At 72.5% G+C, this 22,313-nt stretch carries 15 protein-coding genes, 2 tRNA genes and 1 pseudogene; 10 read left to right on the top strand and 8 right to left on the bottom strand.

Annotated features, from left to right (window positions below; genetic code table 11):
- Positions 1–104: pseudogene (locus tag HDR73_RS05950) on the top strand (IS481 family transposase); the annotation flags it as partial.
- Positions 105–157: 53 nt separating this feature from the next.
- On the opposite strand, the gene HDR73_RS05955 reads toward HDR73_RS05950, so the two are convergent.
- The 3 genes from HDR73_RS05955 to pepN all read right to left on the bottom strand — a co-directional run bounded on the left by HDR73_RS05955 (position 158) and on the right by pepN (position 4,597).
- Positions 158–553, bottom strand: coding sequence for a globin (locus HDR73_RS05955; protein WP_012298865.1), 396 nt, complete (start codon positions 551–553; stop codon positions 158–160).
- Positions 553–1,896: a mechanosensitive ion channel family protein gene (locus HDR73_RS05960; protein WP_012298866.1), complete on the bottom strand. Its 1,344-nt coding sequence runs from the start codon at positions 1,894–1,896 to the stop codon at positions 553–555. The genes HDR73_RS05955 and HDR73_RS05960 overlap by 1 nt, the downstream gene beginning before the upstream one ends.
- A gap of 157 nt (positions 1,897–2,053) precedes the next feature.
- A complete protein-coding gene (gene pepN, locus HDR73_RS05965) occupies positions 2,054–4,597 on the bottom strand; it encodes an aminopeptidase N (RefSeq protein WP_012298867.1) in 2,544 nt (847 codons plus the stop codon).
- A gap of 152 nt (positions 4,598–4,749) precedes the next feature.
- Here pepN and HDR73_RS05970 point away from each other — a divergent pair, with 152 nt between their 5' ends.
- From HDR73_RS05970 to HDR73_RS05980, 3 genes are all read left to right on the top strand, one after another.
- Complete coding sequence (locus HDR73_RS05970) at positions 4,750–5,376, top strand: mycothiol-dependent nitroreductase Rv2466c family protein (RefSeq protein ID WP_012298868.1); 627 nt, start codon at positions 4,750–4,752, stop codon at positions 5,374–5,376.
- A 113-nt stretch (positions 5,377–5,489) separates the two neighbouring features.
- Positions 5,490–5,978 (top strand): ribose-5-phosphate isomerase, encoded by a 489-nt coding sequence (locus HDR73_RS05975; RefSeq protein ID WP_012298869.1) that lies wholly within the window; start codon positions 5,490–5,492, stop codon positions 5,976–5,978.
- A 6-nt stretch (positions 5,979–5,984) separates the two neighbouring features.
- On the top strand, positions 5,985–6,974 hold the full coding sequence (locus HDR73_RS05980; RefSeq protein ID WP_012298870.1) for an Fpg/Nei family DNA glycosylase: 990 nt from the start codon (positions 5,985–5,987) through the stop codon (positions 6,972–6,974).
- A 118-nt stretch (positions 6,975–7,092) separates the two neighbouring features.
- Here HDR73_RS05980 and HDR73_RS05985 read toward each other — a convergent pair whose 3' ends face one another.
- The 3 genes from HDR73_RS05985 to HDR73_RS05995 all read right to left on the bottom strand — a co-directional run bounded on the left by HDR73_RS05985 (position 7,093) and on the right by HDR73_RS05995 (position 13,373).
- Positions 7,093–7,578: a Dps family protein gene (locus HDR73_RS05985; RefSeq protein WP_012298871.1), complete on the bottom strand. Its 486-nt coding sequence runs from the start codon at positions 7,576–7,578 to the stop codon at positions 7,093–7,095.
- A gap of 142 nt (positions 7,579–7,720) precedes the next feature.
- Entirely contained in the window at positions 7,721–13,135 is a 5,415-nt protein-coding gene (locus HDR73_RS05990; RefSeq protein WP_041464514.1) for an SCO7613 C-terminal domain-containing membrane protein, read from the bottom strand.
- 164 nt (positions 13,136–13,299) lie between these two features.
- Positions 13,300–13,373 (bottom strand) — tRNA-Gly (locus HDR73_RS05995).
- Positions 13,374–13,562: 189 nt separating this feature from the next.
- Here HDR73_RS05995 and HDR73_RS06000 point away from each other — a divergent pair.
- The 4 genes from HDR73_RS06000 to HDR73_RS06015 all read left to right on the top strand — a co-directional run bounded on the left by HDR73_RS06000 (position 13,563) and on the right by HDR73_RS06015 (position 16,649).
- Positions 13,563–13,638, top strand: a tRNA-Pro gene (locus tag HDR73_RS06000).
- Positions 13,639–13,703: 65 nt separating this feature from the next.
- A complete protein-coding gene (gene tig / locus HDR73_RS06005) occupies positions 13,704–15,146 on the top strand; it encodes a trigger factor (RefSeq protein WP_012298873.1) in 1,443 nt (480 codons plus the stop codon).
- A gap of 199 nt (positions 15,147–15,345) precedes the next feature.
- Positions 15,346–15,933, top strand: coding sequence for an ATP-dependent Clp protease proteolytic subunit (locus tag HDR73_RS06010; RefSeq protein ID WP_012038150.1), 588 nt, complete (start codon positions 15,346–15,348; stop codon positions 15,931–15,933).
- 35 nt (positions 15,934–15,968) lie between these two features.
- Entirely contained in the window at positions 15,969–16,649 is a 681-nt protein-coding gene (locus tag HDR73_RS06015; RefSeq protein WP_012038151.1) for an ATP-dependent Clp protease proteolytic subunit, read from the top strand.
- 64 nt (positions 16,650–16,713) lie between these two features.
- Here HDR73_RS06015 and sfnG read toward each other — a convergent pair whose 3' ends face one another.
- Positions 16,714–17,856: a dimethylsulfone monooxygenase SfnG gene (gene sfnG, locus HDR73_RS06020; protein WP_012298875.1), complete on the bottom strand. Its 1,143-nt coding sequence runs from the start codon at positions 17,854–17,856 to the stop codon at positions 16,714–16,716.
- A gap of 166 nt (positions 17,857–18,022) precedes the next feature.
- Between sfnG and clpX the strand changes: the two genes are divergently transcribed.
- A complete protein-coding gene (clpX, locus tag HDR73_RS06025; RefSeq protein ID WP_012298876.1) occupies positions 18,023–19,303 on the top strand; it encodes an ATP-dependent Clp protease ATP-binding subunit ClpX in 1,281 nt (426 codons plus the stop codon).
- 81 nt (positions 19,304–19,384) lie between these two features.
- Here clpX and HDR73_RS06030 read toward each other — a convergent pair whose 3' ends face one another.
- The gene (locus HDR73_RS06030; RefSeq protein WP_012298877.1) at positions 19,385–21,448 is read right to left on the bottom strand and encodes a M3 family metallopeptidase; all 2,064 of its coding nucleotides are present in this window, start codon (positions 21,446–21,448) and stop codon (positions 19,385–19,387) included.
- Positions 21,449–21,487: 39 nt separating this feature from the next.
- Between HDR73_RS06030 and HDR73_RS06035 the strand changes: the two genes are divergently transcribed.
- A complete protein-coding gene (locus HDR73_RS06035; RefSeq protein WP_012298878.1) occupies positions 21,488–22,291 on the top strand; it encodes a methyltransferase domain-containing protein in 804 nt (267 codons plus the stop codon).
- Positions 22,292–22,313: the final 22 nt, after the last annotated feature.

Here is a 22,313-nt window from a genome sequence, read left to right on the forward strand (position 1 = left end):
ACCGCGCCGACGCGCTTGACCCCTTCATCGAGCACTACAACACTGAACGAATCCACTCAAGCCACGGGCTCACGCCCGCGGCCCGAGTGTCACCAACGTCATGACCCAGTACATCTAGCGCGCCCTCCGGCCCGGGCGCGTCCCGTCGCCGCCGCGATCAGGACTCGTCGAACGTGTTGACCATCGCGTGGGCGGCGCGCTCGAGGTAGTCCCAGAGCTGCGCCTCGTGCGTCGGCGACAGGTCGAGCGAGTCGACGGCCACGCGCATGTGCGCGAGCCACCGGTCGCGCGCGTCCGGGTTCACGCGGAACGGCATGTGCCGCATCCGCAGGCGCGGGTGGCCGCGCTGGTCGCTGTAGGTCGTGGGGCCGCCCCAGTACTGCTCGAGGAATCCGGTGAGGCGCTGGATGGCGCCCTCGAGGTCCTCCTCCGGGTACATCGCGACGAGCACCGGATCGTCAGCGACCCCCCGGTAGAACTCGCGGACGAGCCTCTCGAAGGTGGGGCGGCCGCCGACGTCCTCGTAGAACGAGTTTGCGAGCAGGTCGGCCATCAGGACTCCTCGGGCGGCGTCGCGGGCTTCCGCGGCTGGCGGGGAGCGCGGGGCGGCTTCGGGGGAGCGGCGTCCTCGGATCCCGCGGCCGTGCCGGTCGTCGCCTCGCGTGACGGCGCGGGCGCGGACGCCGGCTCCTCGGGGAGGACGGTCCAGGCGGCGGTGACCTCGTCCTCGTCCGGGTCCGCGGTGGGTGCCGGGTCCTGGGCGGGGATCATCTGCGTGGCGCGCGGGTCGGGTCGGGAACCGGCCGCGCCGCGGACGACCGGCGAGGTCGATCCGGCGGGCGCAGATGCGGCGCCTGTGGATCCGGCAGGCGAGGATGCGGGCTGGCGCTGGGCGACCTTCCGGGCGGCGCGCTTCCGGGGAGCCGGCTGCTCGGGCTGCTGCACGGGCGTGGACGCCGTGCGCGGAGGATGCGCCCCGCCCACGCTCGCGGCGCTCTCGAATCCGGTGAGCACGACGGCGGAGAGCGACGGCAGGGTGACGCCCATCGCGTCGAGGCTCGCCTTGAGGCGACCGCGGAGCTCGCGGGAGACATCGTCGCGCGCGTTGCTGCGCGTCTTGACGACGATCCGGATCACGACCGCCGACTCCGAGATCGACTCGATGCCCCACAGCTCGGGCTTCTCGACGATGCGCGAGCGCCACTTCGGGGTGGACGCGAGCTCGGTCGCGGTGGCGAGCATGCGCTCCTGCACGGACTGCACGTCGGTGTCGTAGGGCACCGCGAGGTCGATGACGACGCGCGCCCAACCCTGCGACATGTTGCCGACCCGGAGGATCTCGCCGTTGCGCACGAACCAGAGCGTGCCGTTGACGTCGCGGAGGGTCGTGATGCGGATGCCGACAGTCTCGACGACGCCCGTCGCGGGTCCGACGTCGACGACGTCGCCGACGCCGAGCTGGTCCTCCACGACCATGAACAGGCCGTTGAGAATGTCCTTGACGATGTTCTGCGCGCCGAATCCGAGGCCCGCGCCGAGGGCGGCCGTGAGGAGGGCGAGGGATGTGAGGACACCGGGTTGCGCAGCCTCCACGACGAGCGACAGCACGATCACCACGACCACCACCGTCGTGATGTTGCTGAGGACGCTGCCGAGCGTCCGCGTCCGCTGGACGACCCGGACCGCCGTCAGCGGCGACGCCTGGATTGACTGCGTGTCATCGACGTTCTGGCGCTTCTTGACGCCGGACACGATCTGGTCGACCGTGTTGCGGATCACGACCAGGAGGATCCAGCGGAGCACGATGCCGCCGACGATGTAGGACACGATCTGGATCAACGTGCCCCAGGTGGAGAAGAACGAGCCGTCGCCGCAGCACACCATGCTCAGGTCCATCGCGACGCGCTTCCGACGGGGGTGAGGAGAGGGGAGGTCATCCGGCCGAGTGTACCGGCGGCCTCCCGGGCCGGCCCTGGGTCCGTCCGCAGGAGCGGGGCGGTGCGACGAGGGGGACGGCCGCGTGCGCGACCGTCCCCCTCGGTGGAGCTCGCGGCTACTCGGCGTCCTTCGCCTGCGCCCGGAGCGCCCGCTCCACGCCCGACAGCAGCTCGCTGACGAGGCGACGGAGCGCCGGCGGCTCGGGGTTCGCGTCGAGCCAGGCGACGGTCGCGTCGCGGAGCTCCGCGTCGGCGAGCGGCGACGGGTAGAACCCGCCGATGAGCGCCGCCGCGATGGCGTAGCTGCGGGACTCCCACACGCCCTGCAGCGCGTCGAAGTACGCGCCGACGTACGGACGCAGCAGCTCGGTGTCCGCGGCGCGGCGGAAGCCGAGGCCCGTGGTGCGGACGATCGTGTTCGGCTCGGTGTCGGCCTCCCACACCGACGCCCACGCGGCCTTCTTGCCCTCGGCGGTGGGCAGCGCCGCGCGGGCCTGCGCGGCGGACTGCGCGCCCGTGGCCGTGCGGTCGGCGGCGAGTGCCTGGTCGATCTCGGCGGTGCCGGCGCGTCCGCCCGCGACGAGCGCGGTCAGCAGCTCCCAGCGGAGGTCCGCGTCGATCTCGACGCCCTCGAGCGTCTCCGTGCCGTCGAGCAGGGCCTGCACGTGATCCAGCTGCGCGGGCTCGGAGGCGACCTGCGCGAAGGTGCGCAGGAACTGGAACTGGTTGTCGGATCCCGGTGCCGCCTGCGCCGTGAGCGCCCACAGCTCGGACGCGACCGTCGCGAGCAGCTCGTCGCGGTGGTCGGGCGCCGAGTACGTGGTGGCGGCGACGGTCAGCTGCGCGAGCGCGTAGCGGAGGGCCGTCGACTCGTCCTCGGTGGCGACGTTGTCGAGCACGAGTCGCGCGTAGTCGCGGGCGCGGATCTCGCCGTCGCGCGTCGCGTCCCACACCGAGGCGAAGACGAGCGAGCGGGCGAGCGAGTCCTCGAACGCGGCCAGGTGCCGCATCGCGACCTCGAGCGACGCGGGATCCAGCCGGACCTTGGCGTACGTGAGGTCGTCGTCGTTGAGCAGCACGAGCGCGGGACGCTGGCGGCCCAGGAGCTCGGCGACGTCGGTGCGGTCGCCGTCCACGTCGAGCTCGAAGCGCTCCGTGCGGACGAGGTGCGCGTCGCGGAGCTCGTAGAAGCCGATCGCGAGGCGGTGCGGGCGGAGCGTCGGGTAGTCCTCGGCCGCCTCCTGCAGCACGGCGAACGACGTGATCACGCCGTCCTCGTCCGTCCCGATCTCGGGGCGCAGGGTGTTCACGCCCGAGGTCTTCAGCCACAGGTCGGTCCAGCGCTCGAGGTCGCGCCCGCTCGTGCCCTCGAGCTCCGAGGTGAAGTCGCGGAGGGTCGAGTTGCCGAACGCGTGGCGCTGGAAGTACGCCGCGACGCCCGCGAGGAACTCGTCCTGGCCGACGTAGGCGACGAGCTGGCGGAGCACCGACGCGCCCTTGGCGTACGTGATGCCGTCGAAGTTGACCTGCACGTCCTCCAGGTCGTTGATGGTCGCGTAGACGGGGTGCGTGCTCGGGAGCTGGTCCTGGTTGTAGGCCCACGACTTCTCGCCGGCGTTGAACGTGGTCCAGGCGCCGGTCCACTCGGTGGCCTCGGCGGTCGCGAGGGTCGAGATGTAGGTGGCGAAGGACTCGTTGAGCCACAGGTCGTCCCACCACTTCATCGTCACGAGGTCGCCGAACCACATGTGCGCGAGCTCGTGGAGGATCGTCGTGACCCGGCGTTCCTTCACCGCGTCGGTGACTTTGGAGCGGAAGACGTAGCTCTCCACGAACGTGACGGCGCCCGCGTTCTCCATCGCGCCGGCGTTGAACTCGGGGACGAAGAGCTGGTCGTACTTGGGGAACGGGTACGGGTAGTCGAAGCGCTCCTCGTAGAACGCGAAGCCCTCGCGGGTCTTCTCGAACACGTAGTCGGCGTCGAGGTGCTCCATGAGCGACTTGCGGGCGAAGACGCCGAGGGGGATCGTGCGGCCGTCGCTCGAGGTGAGCTCGCTGCGGACGACGCCGTAGGGGCCTGCGATGAGCGCGGTGATGTAGCTCGACATGCGCAGCGTCGGCTCGAAGGTCCACGTGGACGCGCCGTCCGCTGCGGCCGTGGGCTCGGGCGTGGGGGAGTTGGAGACGACCTCCCAGTGCGACGGCGCGGTGACCGTGAAGCGGAAGACGGCCTTCAAGTCGGGCTGCTCGAACACCGCGAACATGCGGCGGGAGTCCGGCACCTCGAACTGGGAGTAGAGGTACACCTCGTCGTCGACGGGATCCACGAAGCGGTGCAGGCCCTCGCCGGTGTTCGTGTACATGGCGTCGGCGACGACCGTGAGCTCGTTCTCCTGCGCGAGGTCGTCGAGGCGGATGCGCGCGCCGTCGCTGACGTCGGCGGGGTCGAGCTCGCGGCCGTTGAGGGTCACGGAGTGCACCGTGCGGGTGATCGCGTCGATGAAGGTGGACGCGCCGGCCGTGGCGGTGAAGCGCACGGTCGTGGTGGACCCGAACACCTCCGCGCCGCGGGTGAGGTCGAGCGTCACGTCGTACTCGGACACGGCCAGCAGCGCGGCGCGCTCCTCGGCCTCGACGCGGGTGAGGTTCTCTCCTGGCATGGTGCTCCTGCTCGTCCGTGAGGTGGGTGGGCCGTGCGTGCGGACGCGCCTCGCGCGACGGTGCACCTGGCGGTCGGGACCACGGGTGCGCAGGCGGAGCGGCGCCGCTTTCGGAGCCGATCCTATTGCGTCGGCTGACCTAGGCTTGCGGCATGTCCGACGTACAGAGCAGGCCCCGCACGACCGCCGTCGAGTTCTGGTTCGACCCGTCCTGCCCCTGGGCGTGGATGACCTCCCGCTGGGTCGACGAGGTCGCCCGCCACCGCGACCTCGACATCACCTGGCGCGTGATGAGCCTCGCCGTCCTCAACGAGGACAAGGCGGACGACCCGAACTTCGCCGCATTCCTCCCGCGCGCGCTCCGGTTCACGCGCCTCGTGGCCGCCGTCGAGGCAGAGCACGGCGCCGAGCACGTCAAGCCGCTGTACGACGCGCTGGGCACCCGGATCCACCTGCGCGACCAGAAGGACGCCGACGTCGTCATCCCCGAGGTGCTCGCCGAGCTCGGCCTCCCGGCGGGGCTCGCCGAGACCAGCCGCACCGACCGCTACGACGAGCCGATGCGCGCCAGCCACTTCGACGGCATCGAGCGCGTCGGCCAGGACGTCGGCACGCCCGTCATCGCGGTCGACGGCGTCGCCTTCTTCGGTCCCGTCATCTCGCCCGCGCCGAAGGGCGAGGAGGCCGTGAGGCTGTGGGACGGCGTCGTGGCCGTCGCCGCGTACCCGGGGTTCTTCGAGATCAAGCGCTCGCGCACCGTGGGCCCCATCTTCGACTGATCCTTTCCCGTCGCGCGCGCGGCGGCCGGGCGCCGAGGGCGTCCGGCCGCGGCGCGTCCGGCACCGCCCGCGCCGCGGGCACGACGCCGCCTGCGCGGCAGGAGGAGTGCACGATGCGCATCCACATCGCGACCGACCACGCCGGGCTCGACTTCTCGCGGTTCCTCGCCGAGCACCTGGGCGCCCAGGGGCACGACGTGGTCGACCACGGCCCCACCTCGTACGACCCGCTCGACGACTACCCGTCGTTCTGCATCCGCGCGGCCCGCGCGGTCGTCGCCGACCAACGCGGCGGCACCACCGCCCTGGGCGTGGTGTTCGGCGGATCCGGCAACGGCGAGCAGATCGCCGCGAACAAGGTCGAGGGCGTGCGCGCCGCGCTCGTCTGGAACCTCTCGACCGCCGTGCTCGCGCGCCAGCACAACGACGCCAACGTGATCTCCATCGGCGCCCGCCAGCACACCGTCGAGGAGGCCACGGCCTTCATCGACGCGTTCATCGCCGAGCCGTTCTCGGCGGAGGAGCGGCACGCGCGCCGCATCGCGCAGCTCGCCGAGTACGAGACGACGGGGGCCATCGCCGGTCACCCCGTCACGGACTAGGCAGCCGTGCCCGAGGGGCATTCGATCCACCGGATCGCGAAGCAGTTCGAAGCGCACTTCGTGGGGGACGTCGTGCAGGCGTCGTCGCCGCAGGGCCGGTTCGCGGAGGGCGCCGCCGTGCTCGACGGCCGGCGGCTGCTCGCCGCCAAGGCCGTCGGCAAGCAGATGTTCCTCGAGTTCGACGGCGACGTCTGGCTGCGCGTGCACCTCGGCCTCTACGGCGCGTGGGACTTCGCGGGCGACGTCACGACGCTCAACCGCATGGGGCAGAACGGGATGCGCGGCGACGTGCCCGTGGACGACCGGGTCGACGACGCACCGGTCGACGCTGCTGCCGAGGACTCGCTCGCCAGCATCGGCGCGCCCCGCCGTGCGCGACTGCGGATGGCGGAGCAGGAGAAGGTGCACGACCCGTTCTCCGCCGAGGCGTGGCCCCCCGAACCCGTCGGCCAGGTGCGCGTGCGCCTGCTCACCGAGCGGGCGGTGGCCGACCTCCGCGGCCCGACCGCGTGCGTCGTCGCCAGCCCCGACGAGGTGCAGCAGGCCATCGACAAGCTGGGCCCGGATCCCCTCGTCGACGGCGGCACGCGCTCCGAGGACCGGTTCACGGCCACCGTCCGCAAGAAGCCGACGGCCATCGGCCTGCTGCTCATGGACCAGGCGGTGGTCAGCGGGATCGGCAACGTCTACCGGGCCGAGCTCCTGTTCCGCGCCCGGCAGAACCCGCACACGCCGGGACGCGACGTGCCCGAGGACGTGGTCCGCGGACTGTGGCGCGACTGGTCGAAGCTCCTGCGCAAGGGCGTCGAGGTCGGCCAGATGATGACGATGGACGGGCTGCGCGGGAAGAAGCTCGACGCCGCGCTCCGCAACCGCGCGGACCGGCACTGGGTGTACCACCGCGAGGGGCTGCCGTGCCGGGTGTGCGGCACGAACGTCGTGATGGAGGAGGCCGCGGGCCGCAAGCTGTACTGGTGCCCGTACTGCCAGGCGTGACGCGGCGAGGCGACCGGCGCGGGACCTGGGCTGGCGCGGTGCCTCGATGATGAGGCGGGCCCGGATCCGATCGGATCCGGGCCCCTCGACCGTCGACGCGCTGGTGCTGCCGGCGGCGCTACTCGCTGATGTGGGCGAAGAGGAACCAGCGGTCCTTCTCGAGCCCGCGGGCGATCTCGATGGCGACGTCCTGGCTGTTGACGTCGATCTCGCCGAGCTCCTGCACGGCGCGGTTGACGAGCTCCATCGTCGCGTCGATCTGCGCGATGACCTCCGCGATGGTGGCGCTCGACGGGCGGAAGCCGGGCGTGAGCGCCGCGGTCGTGGTGGACGCGGCGACGGTCTCGATGCGGGCATCGATGGGGAGGCCGAGGGCGACGACGCGCTCGGCGGCGGTGTCGGCCCAGCCCTGCGCGTGGGAGACGAGGACGTCGAGGAACTCGTGCACGCCGATGAAGTTCGCGCCGCGGACGTGCCAGTGCGCCTGCTTGCCGTTGACGGCGAGGGCCTGGAGGTTGACGACGACGGGGCTGAGGAACTGCGCGACGCCTGCGGCGACGTCGGCCGATGCGGAGCTGGTGGGGACGTGGACGGTGTCGGTCATGGGTTCTCTCCTCGAGCGGCTGGACGGGTCTGCGGGCTGCGGACGATGCCGCCAATCTCGCGCATCCCGCCGCCGCCCGCAAGCAAGCTGAGGCATGGCTTACCGGGTCGCACCAGGGCCCCGGACCGGGCTCCAGCCTGGGTCAGCGGAGCGCGGAGACCCGTGCGGCCACCTCCTTCACGTCCCGGATCCGGCGCTCGTAGCGGGCCGCGACCGCGATGAGGCTGACGCCGCCGATGCCCGCCCAGGCCCACCAGGGGACGGTCGCCGATGCCTCGCGGATCCAGGGCCAGAGCTGGGCGACGGCGTGCACGAGCAGGACGCCCGCGCCGATGAGGAAGGGCGCGCGCAGCTTCAGGCGGGCTCCCGTGAGCAGCGTCGCGAGCGCGAGGATCCCGAGCCCGACGATGCGCCAGGCCGGGCTCGGGCCGAGGTCCGCGACGAGCGGGGGCACGAGCAGGACGAGCAGCCCGGGCGCCAGGTGCCGCATGCTGCCGGCGGAGGCGTCGCGGACCAGGCGGCGGGCACCGACCACGAGGAGCGCCGCGGCGATCGGGACCGTGACGGCCTCGACGGGATCCGCCGCTCCCGTGACGACGAGGACCGCGGCGACCAGCCCGGCGACGATGAGCGCCGCGACCGAGAGGACCCGGTCGTGCAGCGGGGGAGCGGCGGCGGGCAGCCGCGCGGGATCGGGCCCGCGTCCGGTCGCCGTCGCTCCTGAGGGCGAGCATGCGACGTACAGTGCCGAGACGAGGCCGACGAGGAGCGCGGAACGGAGGCCGACTCCGTCCATCGACTCGGCCTCGGCTCGGAGGATCCCGGCGGCACCCGCCGCTCCGGCGCCGATGACGGCGACCAGCCCCACGACCCGGGGTGCCATGCGGAGCAGGGCGTCCATGAGCATGCCCGGTTCCCGGGGTGCGTCGCTCGGCGTCCCCGCGCCCACGACGGGCCCGACCGATCCGCTCGCGTGAGCGGCTGCGTCGGGGCGATCCTCGGCGCCGCTGCGGCGACGGACCGCGGTGGTCACGGGCAGGAGACCCACGGCGAGGACGAGGACGGCGGCGGCCGACAGGGTCCAGAGGTCCGTGCGCGCGAACGTGGCCGGTTCGTACGCGGCCAGCTGGGCGATGGCGCGACCGAAGCCGACGAGCGGGACGGCGATCGCGGACGCCGCGGCTGTCGCCACGAGGAGGGGCCGGGTCGGCGATGCGGCACCCGCGCCGCGGAGAGCGGCCGCCGCCAGGAGGAGGACGGCGCCGGCCGCACCCCCGACCACGAGCGCCCGGAGGGGCGTGCCCGTCCACGACGCGACGGCCGTGGGCAGGGCGGCGAGGAGGAGGGCGCCGAGGAGGACGGGCGCTGCGCCGGATGCCCGGGCCTCAGCAGGCGACGCGACGGGGTGACGCCTGCCCGGGGACCCGCGCTGGAGGAGCGCGGCCACGACGAGCATCACGCAAGCCGGCGGCAGGACGTAGGCCTCCACGGCATCGACGCGCCCACGGCCGAGCGCGACCCAGAGGGCGGCGGAGCCGAGGACGAGGGCGATCCAGCCCGCTCGGCGCCGCGCGCGCGAGCCCGACCCCGATGACGAGGATGAGACGAGCACGGCCGCACTCGACAGGAGCAGGGCCACGGGGAGCCCGGCGCCGTCCGAGGCTGCCCCGACCACGACGGTGCCGGCGACGAGCACTCCCGTCGACGCATCGGCTGCATGACGCAGGAGGCGGTCGAGCGCCTCGGATGCGCGCCCGGGTGCGGGAGCAGGGGTCGGGTTCCTCAGGCGGTCGGCTGCACCCACCGCGGCGATGAGCACGGCGACGATGCCGGGCGCGGCGAGGGCCGCGGGATCGAGGGCGATGTACCCGCCGCGCCATGCGAGGAGCGCCACGACCACGGCGCCGAGGAGGGCCGCCGCGGCGGACGCGGCGAGCATGCGCCGGTGCAGGGATCGGAGGGCGAGGAGCATCCCAGCCCCTGCGACGAGCGCAACGCTGGCGACGAGCGGGCGGACGACTCCCTCGCCGGACCCGACCGACGCGGCCATCACGACGGCGACGAGGACGGTCGTGCCCACCCACGCGGAACCGGCGAGTCGCGCGTCCTCCGCTGTCCGGGCACCGCGCAGGACGAGCGCGCCGATCCCAGCCAGCAGCACGGCCGTGATCGCCAGCTGGACGTCGACGGCCGGCTCGCGCGCGACGGAGCCGACGGAGAGGCGGAGCGCGTGCGTGCCGCCGATGGCGAGGAGCCCGATGCCCCCGCCGATCACGACGGCACCCACCAGCGGACGGACGGGCGACGCCGCGCGGCGCAGCATCGCGGCACCCCCGAGGGCGATGACCGCGCAGACACTGGTGAGGATGTACGGCCGGAGCACGTCGTCGGGACGACCGACTGCGGTGAGCGGCAGGACGGCGGTGAGGATGCCCGCGAGGGTCAGAGCAGTGACGCCGCGGCGGACCCGGGGCCCCGCCTGCGATCCGCTCCCGCCGCCATCCGCGCGCACGGCGGCGCGGTGCATGAGCGCGGCGAGCAACAGAAGAGCACCCGCGACCGGCAGCCAGTACGCCTCCGCGGAGGTCGTGCCGCCGGCCAGCAGCCGGGACCACAGCGCCGCGATGCCCGTGGCGAGCGCCGTCCAGCCCCAGGCGCGGCGGGCGCTCCGGGACAGGAGCAGGCCGTCGTGGGCGACGGAGAGGGCGAGCGCCGTGACCGCGAGCACGAGCAGTGGGATCCACAGGAGCTCGCGCCCCTGCCGCGTGGGATCGAAGGAGACGGCGACGAGCAGCGCCCCCGTGGCGACCGCCGCCGTACCCGCGTCCAGGGCGACGCGCAGCCCCCGCGACGCGTCCCGGTAGGCGAGGAGCGCACTGCCGGCCACGACGAGGGCGACCGCGGCGGCGGCGGTGCCGTGGGGCACGGCACCGCGGTCGACCAGGGCGGCGGCGGTGACGAACGCGAGGAGGAGCGTCGGAGCGACGAGCACGGCCGTCGTGAGACGCCACCGGCGCAGCGCGGTCGTGCCTGGTGACCGCAGATCCGCGGTCTCCTCGTCGGAGCGCGGCGCTCGCGCCGGCAGCGGGACCCGACGGGGACCGCCGACGGCCCACGCCACGAGACCGGCGACGAGGACCACCTGCGCCGCGATGGGCCAGACGGGCGATCCGGTGAGCGCGCCACCGACGCGATCTGCTCCGACGATCGCGACCGGGAGCGCCGCGACGCACGCCGGGAGCAGGACCGTGGAGAGCAGCGCCCGTCGACGCACGCCAGGACGCCCCGGGAGGATGCCGGACACGAGGGCGGCCAGCCCGGATGCGAGGAGCACGAGCACGACCGGATCCGCGGCCGCGTCGAGGGCGCTCGACAGGGGCACCGTCCCGATGACGCGCGCGGCGGTGAGGGACGGGGCCAGTGCGCCCACCGCGACCAGGCCCGCGAGGGCGGCACCCGCGGTGGCGAGGCGTGCGGTGTCGTCCCTGCGGGCGGTCCGGGATCCGGAGACGAGGAGCAGCACGACGAACGGTGCGACCGCCCACCACGTGCCCGTGCTCGCCCAGGACACGGCCCAGGCGAGGGCACCGGCCGCGAGTGACAGCGCCACGAGCGCGGCGGCGGGGACGGCAGCTCGGCCGGGATGCCGCCGCGAGGAGAGCCGCCACACGAGAGCACCCGCTGAGGTCACGAGGTACGCGCCGGCCACGATCGCGACGGGACCGAGGGCGGGGATCGCGGCGACCACCACGGCGGCGCCGGACCACGCGAGGAGGCGCCGGCGGGCCAGGAGGCGGCGGCCGACGAGCGCGGAGACCGCCGCGAGGATCCAGACGGCGACGAGCCCGATCGCCGCCGCCCGGACGTCCCCGGGCAGGTCGGCGACGACGCTCCTCCGCCCCAGGAGGACCACGGCGTCGTCGAGGGGACCGTGCTCCCACGCGGGCAGGCCGACGATGAGGGTGGCCGTGATCCCCCCGAAGCCGGCGATGGCGGCCGGCAGCCCGGCGAGGCCGGTGATGACCAGGGCTGCGACCGCCCCGACGCGTGCCGTCGCGGTGACGAGGGGGTCGTGAAGGCGGCGTGCAGCCGCATCCAGGACGGCCGTCACGACCGCCGCCGCGACGAGCTGCGCGCAGAGCGTGAGCAGCGCGGGTCCGCCCATGAGCGCGGTGACGGGCAGCGCGGCCGCGGCTCCAGCTCCCGCGACGACGGCGGCGAGGACGCGCAGAGGGAGCGCCGCCGACCTGGGGTCTGCGCCGTCGCGTGCTGCGGCCGGAGCGACGTCCATCGCGTCCGTCGACGCGTCGCCGTCGATCGCACCGGAGGCATCAGGGGTGGCGACGTCGCCCCTGACCTCGACGGTAAGGGCGGGCCGCGCGAGCGCCCATGCGTGCGCACCGCTGGCGACGGCCGCGACGAGGAGGGGGAGAGCCGGGACGGCGTCGGGGATCACCGCGCTGGCGGCTCCCGCGACCACGGCGGCGGTGGCGGCGGTGACGCCCACGACCCGGAGGACCTCGCGTTCGAGCGCGTCGGGGAGGGAGCCCGCCCATGACCGTGCGGCGTGCACGAGGGCGACCACGGAGGCCGCTGCCAGGGCGAGCGCGGTGCGGGTGCCGGCGTCGGCCGACGGGACGGCGCCGACCAGGAGCCCGGCCCCGACGGTCAGTCCCGCCCAGCCGGCGATGCCCGCCGCGCGGATCCGGAGCGGGGACCGGAGGGCGAGGAGCGCGGTCGAGACGACGAGCGTCCCGATGCCGAAGTGGACGAACGGGTCGTTCGACGCGGCTCCCGCTAGGTCGTAGGACCGCACCGCCCAGACGTCGAGGTGCAGCAGCACGATGCCCGCCACGCCCACCGCCTCCGCGGTGCCGGGCAGTCGACGTCGCGCGAGGAGGCCCGCGGCCGCGAGCGCGGCGAGGGTGACCGCCGCGGTGATCGCCGCCCGCACGACGAGGCCGTACGTGACGAACGCGTAGACGACGTAGAACACGGCCGCGACCGAGAGCAGGACCACGCCGATGCTGAGCAGCACGGCAGGGACGCTGATGCGCCGCCGGGGCGCCGCGGGCGTGGTGGCCACGGGCGCCGCGGTCTCCATCGGGCCGCGCTGCGTACGTCGCGCATCCGCATCCGCATCTGCTTCCGGAGCGTGGCCGGCCACCGCGGGGACCACGGGAGCGACTGGCGGTACCGCAGGCCCGGCGCCGGGGATCGTCGTGACGGGTGGCGCCTCGACGCCGGGAGCACCGACAGCGCCGGCGGCGCAGGCAGCGACGACCACGGCCTCGTGTCGACGCGCCGCCGCCGCGCTCCACCGCCGCATGGCGCCGACCAGGCGCTCCCGCTCGGCGATGGCATCCACGACGCGGTGCGACGCCTCGAGCACGGCAGCCGCCTCGGGTGCGCGGACGTCGAGACCGCAGCGCCCGCAGACGAGCGCGCCCAGCGGTGCGAGGCAGCCCGGGCACAGGTCCGTGCGCAGCAGGTCCTCGGGTCGTGCGGCCCACGGCTGCGCCCCGATCCGTGTCGCCCGTGCGTCGTCCTCGACCATGAAGCCCCCCGAGCTCGCCCGATGCGGAAGCTCCCAGGCTATCCACGGAACGGGACGCTACGCGCGCCGCGAGGCGCGACGTCGACAGGTCGCCCCGGACGGGGGACGGATGAGGCGGCGGCCCGGTTGGGGAGGGGACGCGAGCGGCTCTGCCGGGAGGGAGATGGAGGGGATGACGGGAATCGAACCCGCGTGATCAGTTTGGAAGACTGAGGCTCTACCATTGAGCTACATCCCCGCGACGCCGGAGCCACCGCCCCGGGGGCCGTGCGCCGGATGCGCGGGGTCCAGCGTAGCGCAGCCTCCCGTCGCCGGTGACCAGCGCCCGGCACGAGTCGGATAGGCTGTGCCACGGTCGGATCGGCTTCCGCGCGCCTGCACGAAGAGGCGCACGGGGCCCGCCTCGACCGAGGGAATGCGTGGCAGCCGGGGCGTAGCGTAGTGGCTAGCGCGTCCGCTTTGGGAGCGGAAGACCGCAGGTTCGAGTCCTGTCGCCCCGACCACATCCCCGACGACGAAATGCCGTCTCAGCCGAGGCGCGTACCGCGATTACAGGAGAACTCCACACGTGAAGACCACGGTCGAAAAGCTGAGCCCCACGCGCGTCAAGCTCGCGATCTCTGCCACCCCCGAAGACCTGAAGCCGCACATCGACCACGCATACGGCCACATCGCCGAGCAGGTCGCCATCCCCGGCTTCCGCAAGGGCAAGGTGCCGCCGCCCATCATCGACCAGCGCGTCGGTCGCGAGGCTGTGCTGGAGCACGCCGTCAACGACGGCATGGACGGCTTCTACCAGGCCGCCGTCAAGGAGACGGACATCCGTCCTCTCGGCCGCCCCGAGGCCGACGTCAAGGAGTGGCCCGGCAAGGACCTCACCGGCGACCTGCTCCTCGAGATCGAGGTCGACGTCCGCCCCGAGTTCGACCTGCCGGCCTACGAGGGCCTCGAGCTCACCGTGGACTCCGTCGAGGTCACCGACGACGAGGTCGCGACCGAGCTCGACAGCCTGCGCAGCCGCTTCGGCACGCTGATCACGGTCGACCGCCCCGCGAAGACGGGCGACTTCGTCCAGATCGACCTCACCGCCACCATCGCCGGCAACGCCGTCGACACCGCGAGCGGCATCTCCTACGAGCTCGGCTCCGGCGACCTCATCGACGGCATCGACGAGGCCCTCGAGTCCCTCACCGCCGGTGAGAGCACCACCTTCGAGTCGAAGCTCCTCGGCGGCGACAACGAGGGCGAGACGGCCGAGATCGCCGTCACCGTCCAGTCCGTCAAGGAGCGCGAGCTGCCCGAGGCCGACGACGACTTCGCGCAGATCGCCAGCGAGTTCGACACCATCGACGAGCTGCGCGCGGACCTCAAGGTGCAGGTCGGCAAGTCCAAGGTCTTCGGCCAGGTCACCCAGGCCCGCGACCAGATCGTCGACAAGCTCCTCGAGGGCGTCGAGATCCCCGTCCCCGAGAAGCTCGTCGAGGACGAGGTGCAGCGCCACCTCGAGAACGAGAACCGCCTCGAGGATGACGTGCACCGCGCCGAGGTCAAGGAGTCCAGCGAGAAGGCGTTCCGCCAGCAGCTGCTCCTCGACGTCATCGCGGAGAAGGAGGAGCTGAAGGTCAGCCAGGACGAGCTGACCCAGTACCTCATCCAGGGCGCGCAGCAGTACAACATGGAGCCGAACGAGTTTGTCCAGGTCCTGCAGCAGAACAACCAGATCCCCGCCATGGTCGGCGAGGTCGCGCGCAACAAGGCCCTCGCGGTCGTGCTCGACAAGGCGAAGGTCGTGGACGCCGACGGCAAGGTCGTCGACGTGACCGAGTTCACGCAGCCCGTCGTGCGCGACGCGGACGCCCCGGTCGAGGAGCCCGCCGACGCGGACGCCGAGGCCGTCGTCGCGGACGCGCCCGCCGAGGAGGCCGTCGCCGAGGAGGCGCCCGCCGAGAAGCCGAAGAAGAAGGCGCCCGCGAAGAAGAAGGCCGCCGAGAAGGCCGCCGACTCCGAGTAGTCGCCACGGCCTCCCGTCTCGACGGGCGGCGACTCGAGGGCCCGGGGAGCATCTGCTCCCCGGGCCCTCGTGCGTCCGGCAGCCGTGCACCGCGCCCGCGGCGGCCGTGCCTCTCCGCCCGCGGCGAACACGGGCGTAGGCGCGGATCCGCTCCGATAGATTCGTGACTCGAAGCGACGAATGAATGGGAGCTCGAACAATGGCCGAACCGACACTGGTACCCGGTGTTTTTGACCGACTGCTGAAGGACCGCATCATCTGGCTCGGATCCGAGGTCCGCGACGACAACGCGAACGAGATCTGCGCGAAGATCCTGCTGCTGGCGGCGGAGGATTCCGAGAAGGACATCTTCCTCTACATCAACTCGCCCGGCGGTTCCATCACCGCGGGAATGGCCATCTACGACACCATGCAGTTCGTCCCCAACGACATCGTCACCGTCGGGATCGGAATGGCCGCGTCCATGGGACAGCTGCTCCTCACGAGCGGCACCAAGGGCAAGCGCTACATCACGCCGAACGCGCGCGTGCTGCTGCACCAGCCCCACGGCGGCTTCGGCGGGACGTCGAGCGACATCCAGACGCAGGCCCAGCTCATCCTCTCGATGAAGCAGCGCCTCGCCGAGATCACGGCGGGCCAGACCGGCAAGACGGCCGAGCAGATCAACGAGGACGGCGACCGCGACCGCTGGTTCACGGCGCAGGAGGCCCTCGAGTACGGCTTCGTCGACCACATCCGCGAGTCCGCGACCGACGTCGTCGGCGGCGGCGGCACCGAGACCTCCTGAGCGACAGACAGAAGAGACAGGCAGAGAAGAAGAACATGGAACTCCCCACCTTCGGCGGCGCCCGCGGCGCCGGCTCCACCGCCACGAGCCCGTCGTCGCGGTACATCCTCCCGAGCTTCGAGGAGCGCACGGCCTACGGCTACAAGCGCCAGGACCCGTACGCGAAGCTCTTCGAGGACCGCATCATCTTCCTCGGCGTGCAGGTCGACGACGCGTCGGCCGACGACGTCATGGCCCAGCTGCTCGTGCTCGAGTCGATGGACCCCGACCGCGACATCGTCATGTACATCAACTCGCCCGGCGGCTCCTTCACGGCCATGACGGCGATCTACGACACGATGCAGTACGTCTCGCCGCAGATCCAGACGGTCTGCCTCGGCCAGGCGGCCTCCGCTGCGGCCGTGCTGCTCGCGGGCGGCGCGCCCGGCAAGCGCCTCGCGCTCCCCAACGCGCGGGTGCTCATCCACCAGCCCGCCACGGGCGAGTCGAGCGGCGGACAGGCGTCCGACATCGAGATCCAGGCCGCGGAGATCATGCGCATGCGCTCCTGGCTCGAGGACACCCTCGCGAAGCACACCAACCGCGACCGCGACCAGATCAACCGCGACATCGAGCGCGACAAGATCCTGGGCGCCGACGAGGCGCTGGAGTACGGCCTCATCGACCAGGTGCTCACCTCGCGCAAGAACCTGACAGCGGCGATCCCCGCCCGCTAGGCCCGCACGGAGAGGAGGGGCGGTCGGCATCAACCGACCGCCCCTCCTCGTCTGCCCGGACGCGTCAGGCCGCGGGCTCCCCGATCTCCCCGCGCTCGATCGCCTCGCGCTCGAACTCCCGCACGATCGGCAGCACCTGCGTGCCGAACTGCTCGATGTCCTCGAGGTAGTGCAGGAAGCCGAGCAGCAGCAGGTCCACCCCGCGCTTGCGGTACTCCACCATGCGACGGGCGATCTGCTCGGGGGTGCCGATGAGGCCCGTCCGGAAGCCGTCGTTGTACTGCACCAGGTCGCGGAAGGTCGAGTCGGACCACATGCCCTTGCCGTCCCCGGTGGAGGCGCCTGCCTGCTTCACCGCCTGCCGGAAGCCCTCGACGGCGTCGGGGTTCGCCTTGGCGATGATCTCCTCGAGGACGTCCTGCGCCTCCTGCTCCGTGTCGCGTGCGATGACGAAGCCGTTGAGGCCGAACTTGACCCGCTCGGTCCGGCCGGCGGCGCGGGCCGAGGCGAGGACGTCGACGCGCTGCTCCTCGAAGCCCGCGAAGTCCTTGCCGTTGGAGAAGTACCAGTCGGTGACGCGGCCGCCCATCTCGCGCGCGTCCGTGCTGTTGCCGCCCATGAAGATCTCGGGGTGCGCGCGGCCGGGAACGTCGACGGGCGGCGGCTTGAGCGTGAAGTCGTGGATCCGGTAGAAGTCGCCGAGGTGCGTGAACTCCTTCTCCGTCCAGAGGCCGCGGAGCACGCGGATGAACTCCTCGGTGCGTCGGTAGCGCTCCCCGTGCTCGAGCCACGGCTCGCCGAAGCCCACGAACTCGTCCTTGAGCCAGCCCGACACGACGTTCACGGCGGCGCGGCCGTGCGACATGTGGTCGGCCGTGATGATCCACTTGGCCAGCACGCCCGGATGCCAGAGCCCCGGGTGGACGGCCGCGATCACCTTCAGCCGCTCGGTCGCGAGCAGCAGGCCGAGCGAGAAGGACGTCGACTCGTGCTGCTGGTCGGCGCCGTAGGAGGCGGCGTAGCGGACCTGGCTCAGCGCGTAGTCGAAGCCGTTCCGCTCGGCGAGCTGCGCGACACGGACGTTGAAGTCGAAGTCGAAGTGGGTGCGCTGCTCGATGTCGCTCGTCACGAGGCCGCCCGAGACGTTCGGGACCCAGTAGGCGAAGGACAGCGCGTCGGGGGATGCGGTGGCGGTGTTCTCGGTCATGCGGACATGGTGGGGGCGCCCGCTGGGGCTGGCCCCGAGTGTTGCGCCGTGTGACGGCCAGCGCGCGGAGGATGCCACACGACGGGCCGTGCTCCCAGGGGTCCGGGCGATGTCCCATGCACGGGTTAGGCTCGTGGCACACCGCACGACTTCCGGGGAGGCTTCCATGGCACGCATCGGCGAGAGCGCGGATCTGCTCAAGTGCTCCTTCTGCGGGAAGAGCCAGAAGCAGGTCCAGCAGCTGATCGCGGGACCGGGCGTCTACATCTGCGACGAGTGCGTGGAGCTCTGCAACGAGATCATAGAGGAGCGCCTGGCCGAGGCCAGCGAGGAGACGACGGGCGAGTTCGACCTCCCCAAGCCCAAGGAGATCTTCGGCTTCCTCGACGAGTACGTCATCGGGCAGGAGGCCGCCAAGCGCGCGCTGTCCGTCGCGGTCTACAACCATTACAAGCGGGTCCGCGCCGTCAGCACCATCGGCCCGGCGAAGACCGTCGGCGACGAGATCGAGATCGCCAAGAGCAACATCCTCCTCATCGGCCCCACCGGTTGCGGCAAGACCTATCTCGCGCAGACCCTCGCGAAGCGACTCAACGTGCCGTTCGCCGTCGCCGACGCCACGGCGCTCACCGAGGCCGGCTACGTCGGCGAGGACGTCGAGAACATCCTCCTGAAGCTCATCCAGGCCGCCGACTACGACGTGAAGCGCGCCGAGACCGGCATCATCTACATCGACGAGGTCGACAAGATCGCGCGCAAGGCCGAGAACCCGAGCATCACGCGCGACGTGTCGGGCGAGGGCGTGCAGCAGGCGCTGCTGAAGATCCTCGAGGGCACGGTCGCCTCGGTGCCGCCGCAGGGCGGGCGCAAGCACCCGCACCAGGAGTTCATCCAGGTGGACACGACCAACGTGCTCTTCATCGTGGCGGGCGCGTTCGCCGGGCTCGAGGACATCATCAGCCAGCGCGCGGGCAAGAAGGGCATCGGCTTCGGCGCCCCGCTGCACCGCAAGGACCTCAACGCCGACGTGTTCGGCGAGGTGCTGCCGGAGGACCTGCACAAGTTCGGCCTCATCCCCGAGTTCATCGGGCGCCTCCCCGTCGTCACGACGGTCACGCAGCTCGACCAGCGTGCGCTGATGGAGATCCTCACCAAGCCGCGCAACGCGCTCGTCCGCCAGTACCAGCGCATGTTCGAGCTCGACGGCGTGGAGCTCGAGTTCGAGCAGGGCGCCCTGGAGTCCATCGCCGACCTGGCCGTCCTCCGGCAGACGGGTGCTCGCGGCCTCCGCGCCATCCTCGAGGAGGTGCTCGGGCCGATCATGTTCGACATCCCGTCGGACGACGAGGTGGGTCGCGTCGTCATCACCCGCGAATCCGTCGTGCAGAACGCGGCGCCCACCATCGTGCCGCGCGCCTCGATGCTCCGTGCGGAGAAGTCCGCCTGAGCCGTCGGGCCCACCGCAGCCGCACGACGAGAGCGCCGCACCCCGTGAGGGGCGCGGCGCTCTCGTCGTATGGCGTCCGGGTCAGTCGGCGAGGCCCCGGCGCTCGAGCAGCGGCTCGATCACGGCGTCGCGGCCACGGAAGTCGCGGTACGCCTCCAGCGGGTCCTTCGATCCGCCGACGCCGAGGAGCCGGGAGCGGAAGCGGTCGCCGTTCGCGCGGGTGAGGCCGCCGTTCTCGTGGAACCACTCCACGGTGTCGGCGTCGAGCACCTCGCTCCAGATGTACGAGTAGTAGCCCGCGTCGTAGCCGCCCGCGAAGGTGTGCTGGAAGTAGCTCGAGGCATAGCGGGGGAGGACCGCAGGCACGTCGAGGCCGACGGCCGCGAGGGCCTCGGCCTGGAACGCGTCCACGTCCTCGACGACGTCGTCGACGCCGATCCGGTGCCACGCCTGGTCGAGGAGCGCGGCGCCCAGGTACTCGGACGTGAGGAAGCCCTCGTTGAACGCGCTGGATGCCTGGACGGCGGCGACCAGCTCGGCCGGCATCGGCTCGCCCGTCTCGTGGTGCACCGCGTAGGACGCGAGGATCTCGGGCCACAGCATCCACATCTCGTTCACCTGGCTCGGGAACTCGACGAAGTCGCGGAACACGTTGGTGCCGGCGAACCGCGGGTAGGTCACGCGCGCGAAGAGGCCGTGCAGCGCGTGGCCGAACTCGTGGAACAGGGTGTTCGCCTCGTCGTAGCTGAGCAGGGTCGGCTGGCCGGCCGGGGGCTTCGGCACGTTCAGGTTGTTGAGCACGACCGTAGGCGTGTCGAGCAGCGCGCTCTGGGAGATGAGCGGGTTCATCCACGCGCCGCCCCGCTTCGAGTCGCGCGTGTGGAGGTCGAGGACGTAGAGGCCCACGGGGGATCCGTCCTCGTCGCGCACCTCGAAGACGCGCGCGTCCGGGTGGTAGGCGGGGATGTCGTCGCGTTCGGCGAAGGTGACGCCGTAGAGCTCGGTGGCCGCACGGAAGACGCCGTCGCGGAGCACCCGGTCGGCCTCGAGGTACGGGCGCATGCGCTCGGTGTCGACGTCGTAGCGCTCGGTGCGGACCTTCTCGCTGTAGAACGCCCAGTCCCAGGCCGCGAGCTCGAAGGAGGGCTCGCCGAGCTCCTCCTGCGTGCGGTCGATCACGCGCTGCAGCTCGACGGCCTCGGCGCGGGCGTTCCGCGCCGCGGCGGGGGCGAGTCGACCGAGCATGTCGGCGACGGCCTCAGGGGTCCCCGCGGTCTGGTCGGCCGTGACCGCGGCCGCGTGGCTCGGGAAGCCGAGGAGGGCGGCGCGCTCGGCGCGGAGGCGGGTGATCTCGAGCACGAGCGGGCGGTTGTCGTGCGCGTTGCCGCGGGCGCTACGGGCGAGCGACGCTGCGAGGATCCGCTGGCGGAGCGCCCGGTCGGTGAGCTGCGAGAGGTAGGGATGACCGGTCGGCAGCACGAGGGTGATGAGGTGCTTCCCCTCGAGGCCGCGGTCGGCGGCGGCCTGCGCGGCGGCCGCGATCGCGCCCGCTCCGAGCCCGTCGAGCTGCGCCGGGTCGTCGACGACGACGGCGAGGTCGTTCGTGTCCTCGAGCAGGTTCGACTCGAAGCGCGTGGTCAGGACGGACAGGCGGCGGTTGAGGTCGGGGAGGCGTGCCTTGGCCTCGTCGTCGAGGCCCGCGCCGGTGATGGTGAACTCGGCGAGGTAGCGCTCGACGAGGTACACGGACTCGGCGTCGAGGCCCGACTCGTGGCGGGTGTCGTGCACGGCGCGGATCCGCGCGTAGAGGGCTGAGTCGAGCCGGATCGCATCCTCGTGCGCGGCGAGCTCGGGAGCGATCTCGGCGTCGAGCTCGCGCGTGGAGGGCGAGCTGTCGGCCGAGGAGAGCGTAAAGAAGACGTGGCCGACCCGGTCGAGCGTGCGCCCGGCGCGCTCCAGGGCGACGAGCGTGTTCTCGAACGTGGGCGGCTCGGGGGAGTCGGCGATGGCGCGGACCTCGGCCAGGTGCTCGGCGATCCCGGCCTGGAACGCGGGACGGAAGTGCTCCTCTCGGATGTCGGCGAAGGGGGGCATGCCGTAGGGGAGGGTGCTCGGTTCGAGGAAGGGATTCGGGGGCGTCGTCATACGGCGAGCCTAGGCCGGGCGCCGACCTAGGCTCGGAGGGTGAACAGCGAGCGATACACCCACGGCCACCACGAGAGCGTCCTCCGCGTGCACAGCGCGCGGACCGTCCGGAACTCCGCCTCCTACCTGGAGCCGCACCTGCGCCCCGGGCTCGACGTCCTCGACGTCGGCAGCGGACCCGGGACGATCACCGTGGAGCTCGCCGACATCGTCGCGCCCGGTTGTGTCGTTGGCCTCGACATGTCCGAGGACGTGGTGCGGCAGGCGTCCGAGCTGGCCGAGGGCCGGGGCACGGCGAACGTCGAGTTCGTCACGGGATCCGTGTACGAGCTGCCCTACGCGGACGCCTCGTTCGACGTCGTGCACGCGCACCAGGTGCTGCAGCACGTCGGCGACCCCGTCCGCGCGCTGGAGGAGATGCGCCGCGTCACCCGGCCGGGCGGGCTCGTTGCGGCGCGCGACGTCATCTACTCGAAGGTGGCGCTGTTCCCCGAGTCGGACGGCCTGCGGCTCTGGGCCGACGTGTACCTGCCCGTGCACCGGGCGAACGGCGGCGAGCCGGACGCGGGATCCCGCCTCAAGGCGTGGGCGCGCCAGGCGGGCTTCACCGAGATCGCGTCGAGCGCGTCGGTGTGGTGCTTCTCCTCGGACGACGAGCGGGCCTGGTGGGGCGGCGCGTGGGCCGACCGGGCGGTCGCGTCGTCGTTCGCGGGCCAGGCGCGCGAGGGCGGCTTCGCGACGGACGACGACCTGCAGGCCATCCGCGCCGGCTGGCAGGAGTGGGCGGCCGACGAGGACGGCTTCCTCGCGATGCCGCATGGCGAGATCCTCGCCCGGCGCTGAGCCGCCGCAGTATGCGACGAGG

The organism is Clavibacter sp., assembly GCF_014802555.1.
Taxonomy (GTDB): domain Bacteria; phylum Actinomycetota; class Actinomycetes; order Actinomycetales; family Microbacteriaceae; genus Clavibacter; species Clavibacter sepedonicus.

Bases quoted from the DNA above. Each gene is read 5' to 3' on its own strand.
- HDR73_RS06030 (WP_012298877.1), bottom strand. From the start codon at position 21,448: ATGACGACGCCCCCGAATCCCTTCCTCGAACCGAGCACCCTCCCCTAC.
- HDR73_RS05975 (WP_012298869.1), top strand. From the start codon at position 5,490: ATGCGCATCCACATCGCGACCGACCACGCCGGGCTCGACTTCTCGCGG.
- HDR73_RS06010 (WP_012038150.1), top strand. From the start codon at position 15,346: ATGGCCGAACCGACACTGGTACCCGGTGTTTTTGACCGACTGCTGAAG.
- HDR73_RS05960 (WP_012298866.1), bottom strand. From the start codon at position 1,896: ATGGACCTGAGCATGGTGTGCTGCGGCGACGGCTCGTTCTTCTCCACC.
- HDR73_RS05985 (WP_012298871.1), bottom strand. From the start codon at position 7,578: ATGACCGACACCGTCCACGTCCCCACCAGCTCCGCATCGGCCGACGTC.
- clpX (WP_012298876.1), top strand. From the start codon at position 18,023: ATGGCACGCATCGGCGAGAGCGCGGATCTGCTCAAGTGCTCCTTCTGC.
- sfnG (WP_012298875.1), bottom strand. From the start codon at position 17,856: ATGACCGAGAACACCGCCACCGCATCCCCCGACGCGCTGTCCTTCGCC.
- HDR73_RS06015 (WP_012038151.1), top strand. From the start codon at position 15,969: ATGGAACTCCCCACCTTCGGCGGCGCCCGCGGCGCCGGCTCCACCGCC.
- HDR73_RS05955 (WP_012298865.1), bottom strand. From the start codon at position 553: ATGGCCGACCTGCTCGCAAACTCGTTCTACGAGGACGTCGGCGGCCGC.
- pepN (WP_012298867.1), bottom strand. From the start codon at position 4,597: ATGCCAGGAGAGAACCTCACCCGCGTCGAGGCCGAGGAGCGCGCCGCG.
- HDR73_RS05990 (WP_041464514.1), bottom strand. From the start codon at position 13,135: ATGGTCGAGGACGACGCACGGGCGACACGGATCGGGGCGCAGCCGTGG.
- HDR73_RS05970 (WP_012298868.1), top strand. From the start codon at position 4,750: ATGTCCGACGTACAGAGCAGGCCCCGCACGACCGCCGTCGAGTTCTGG.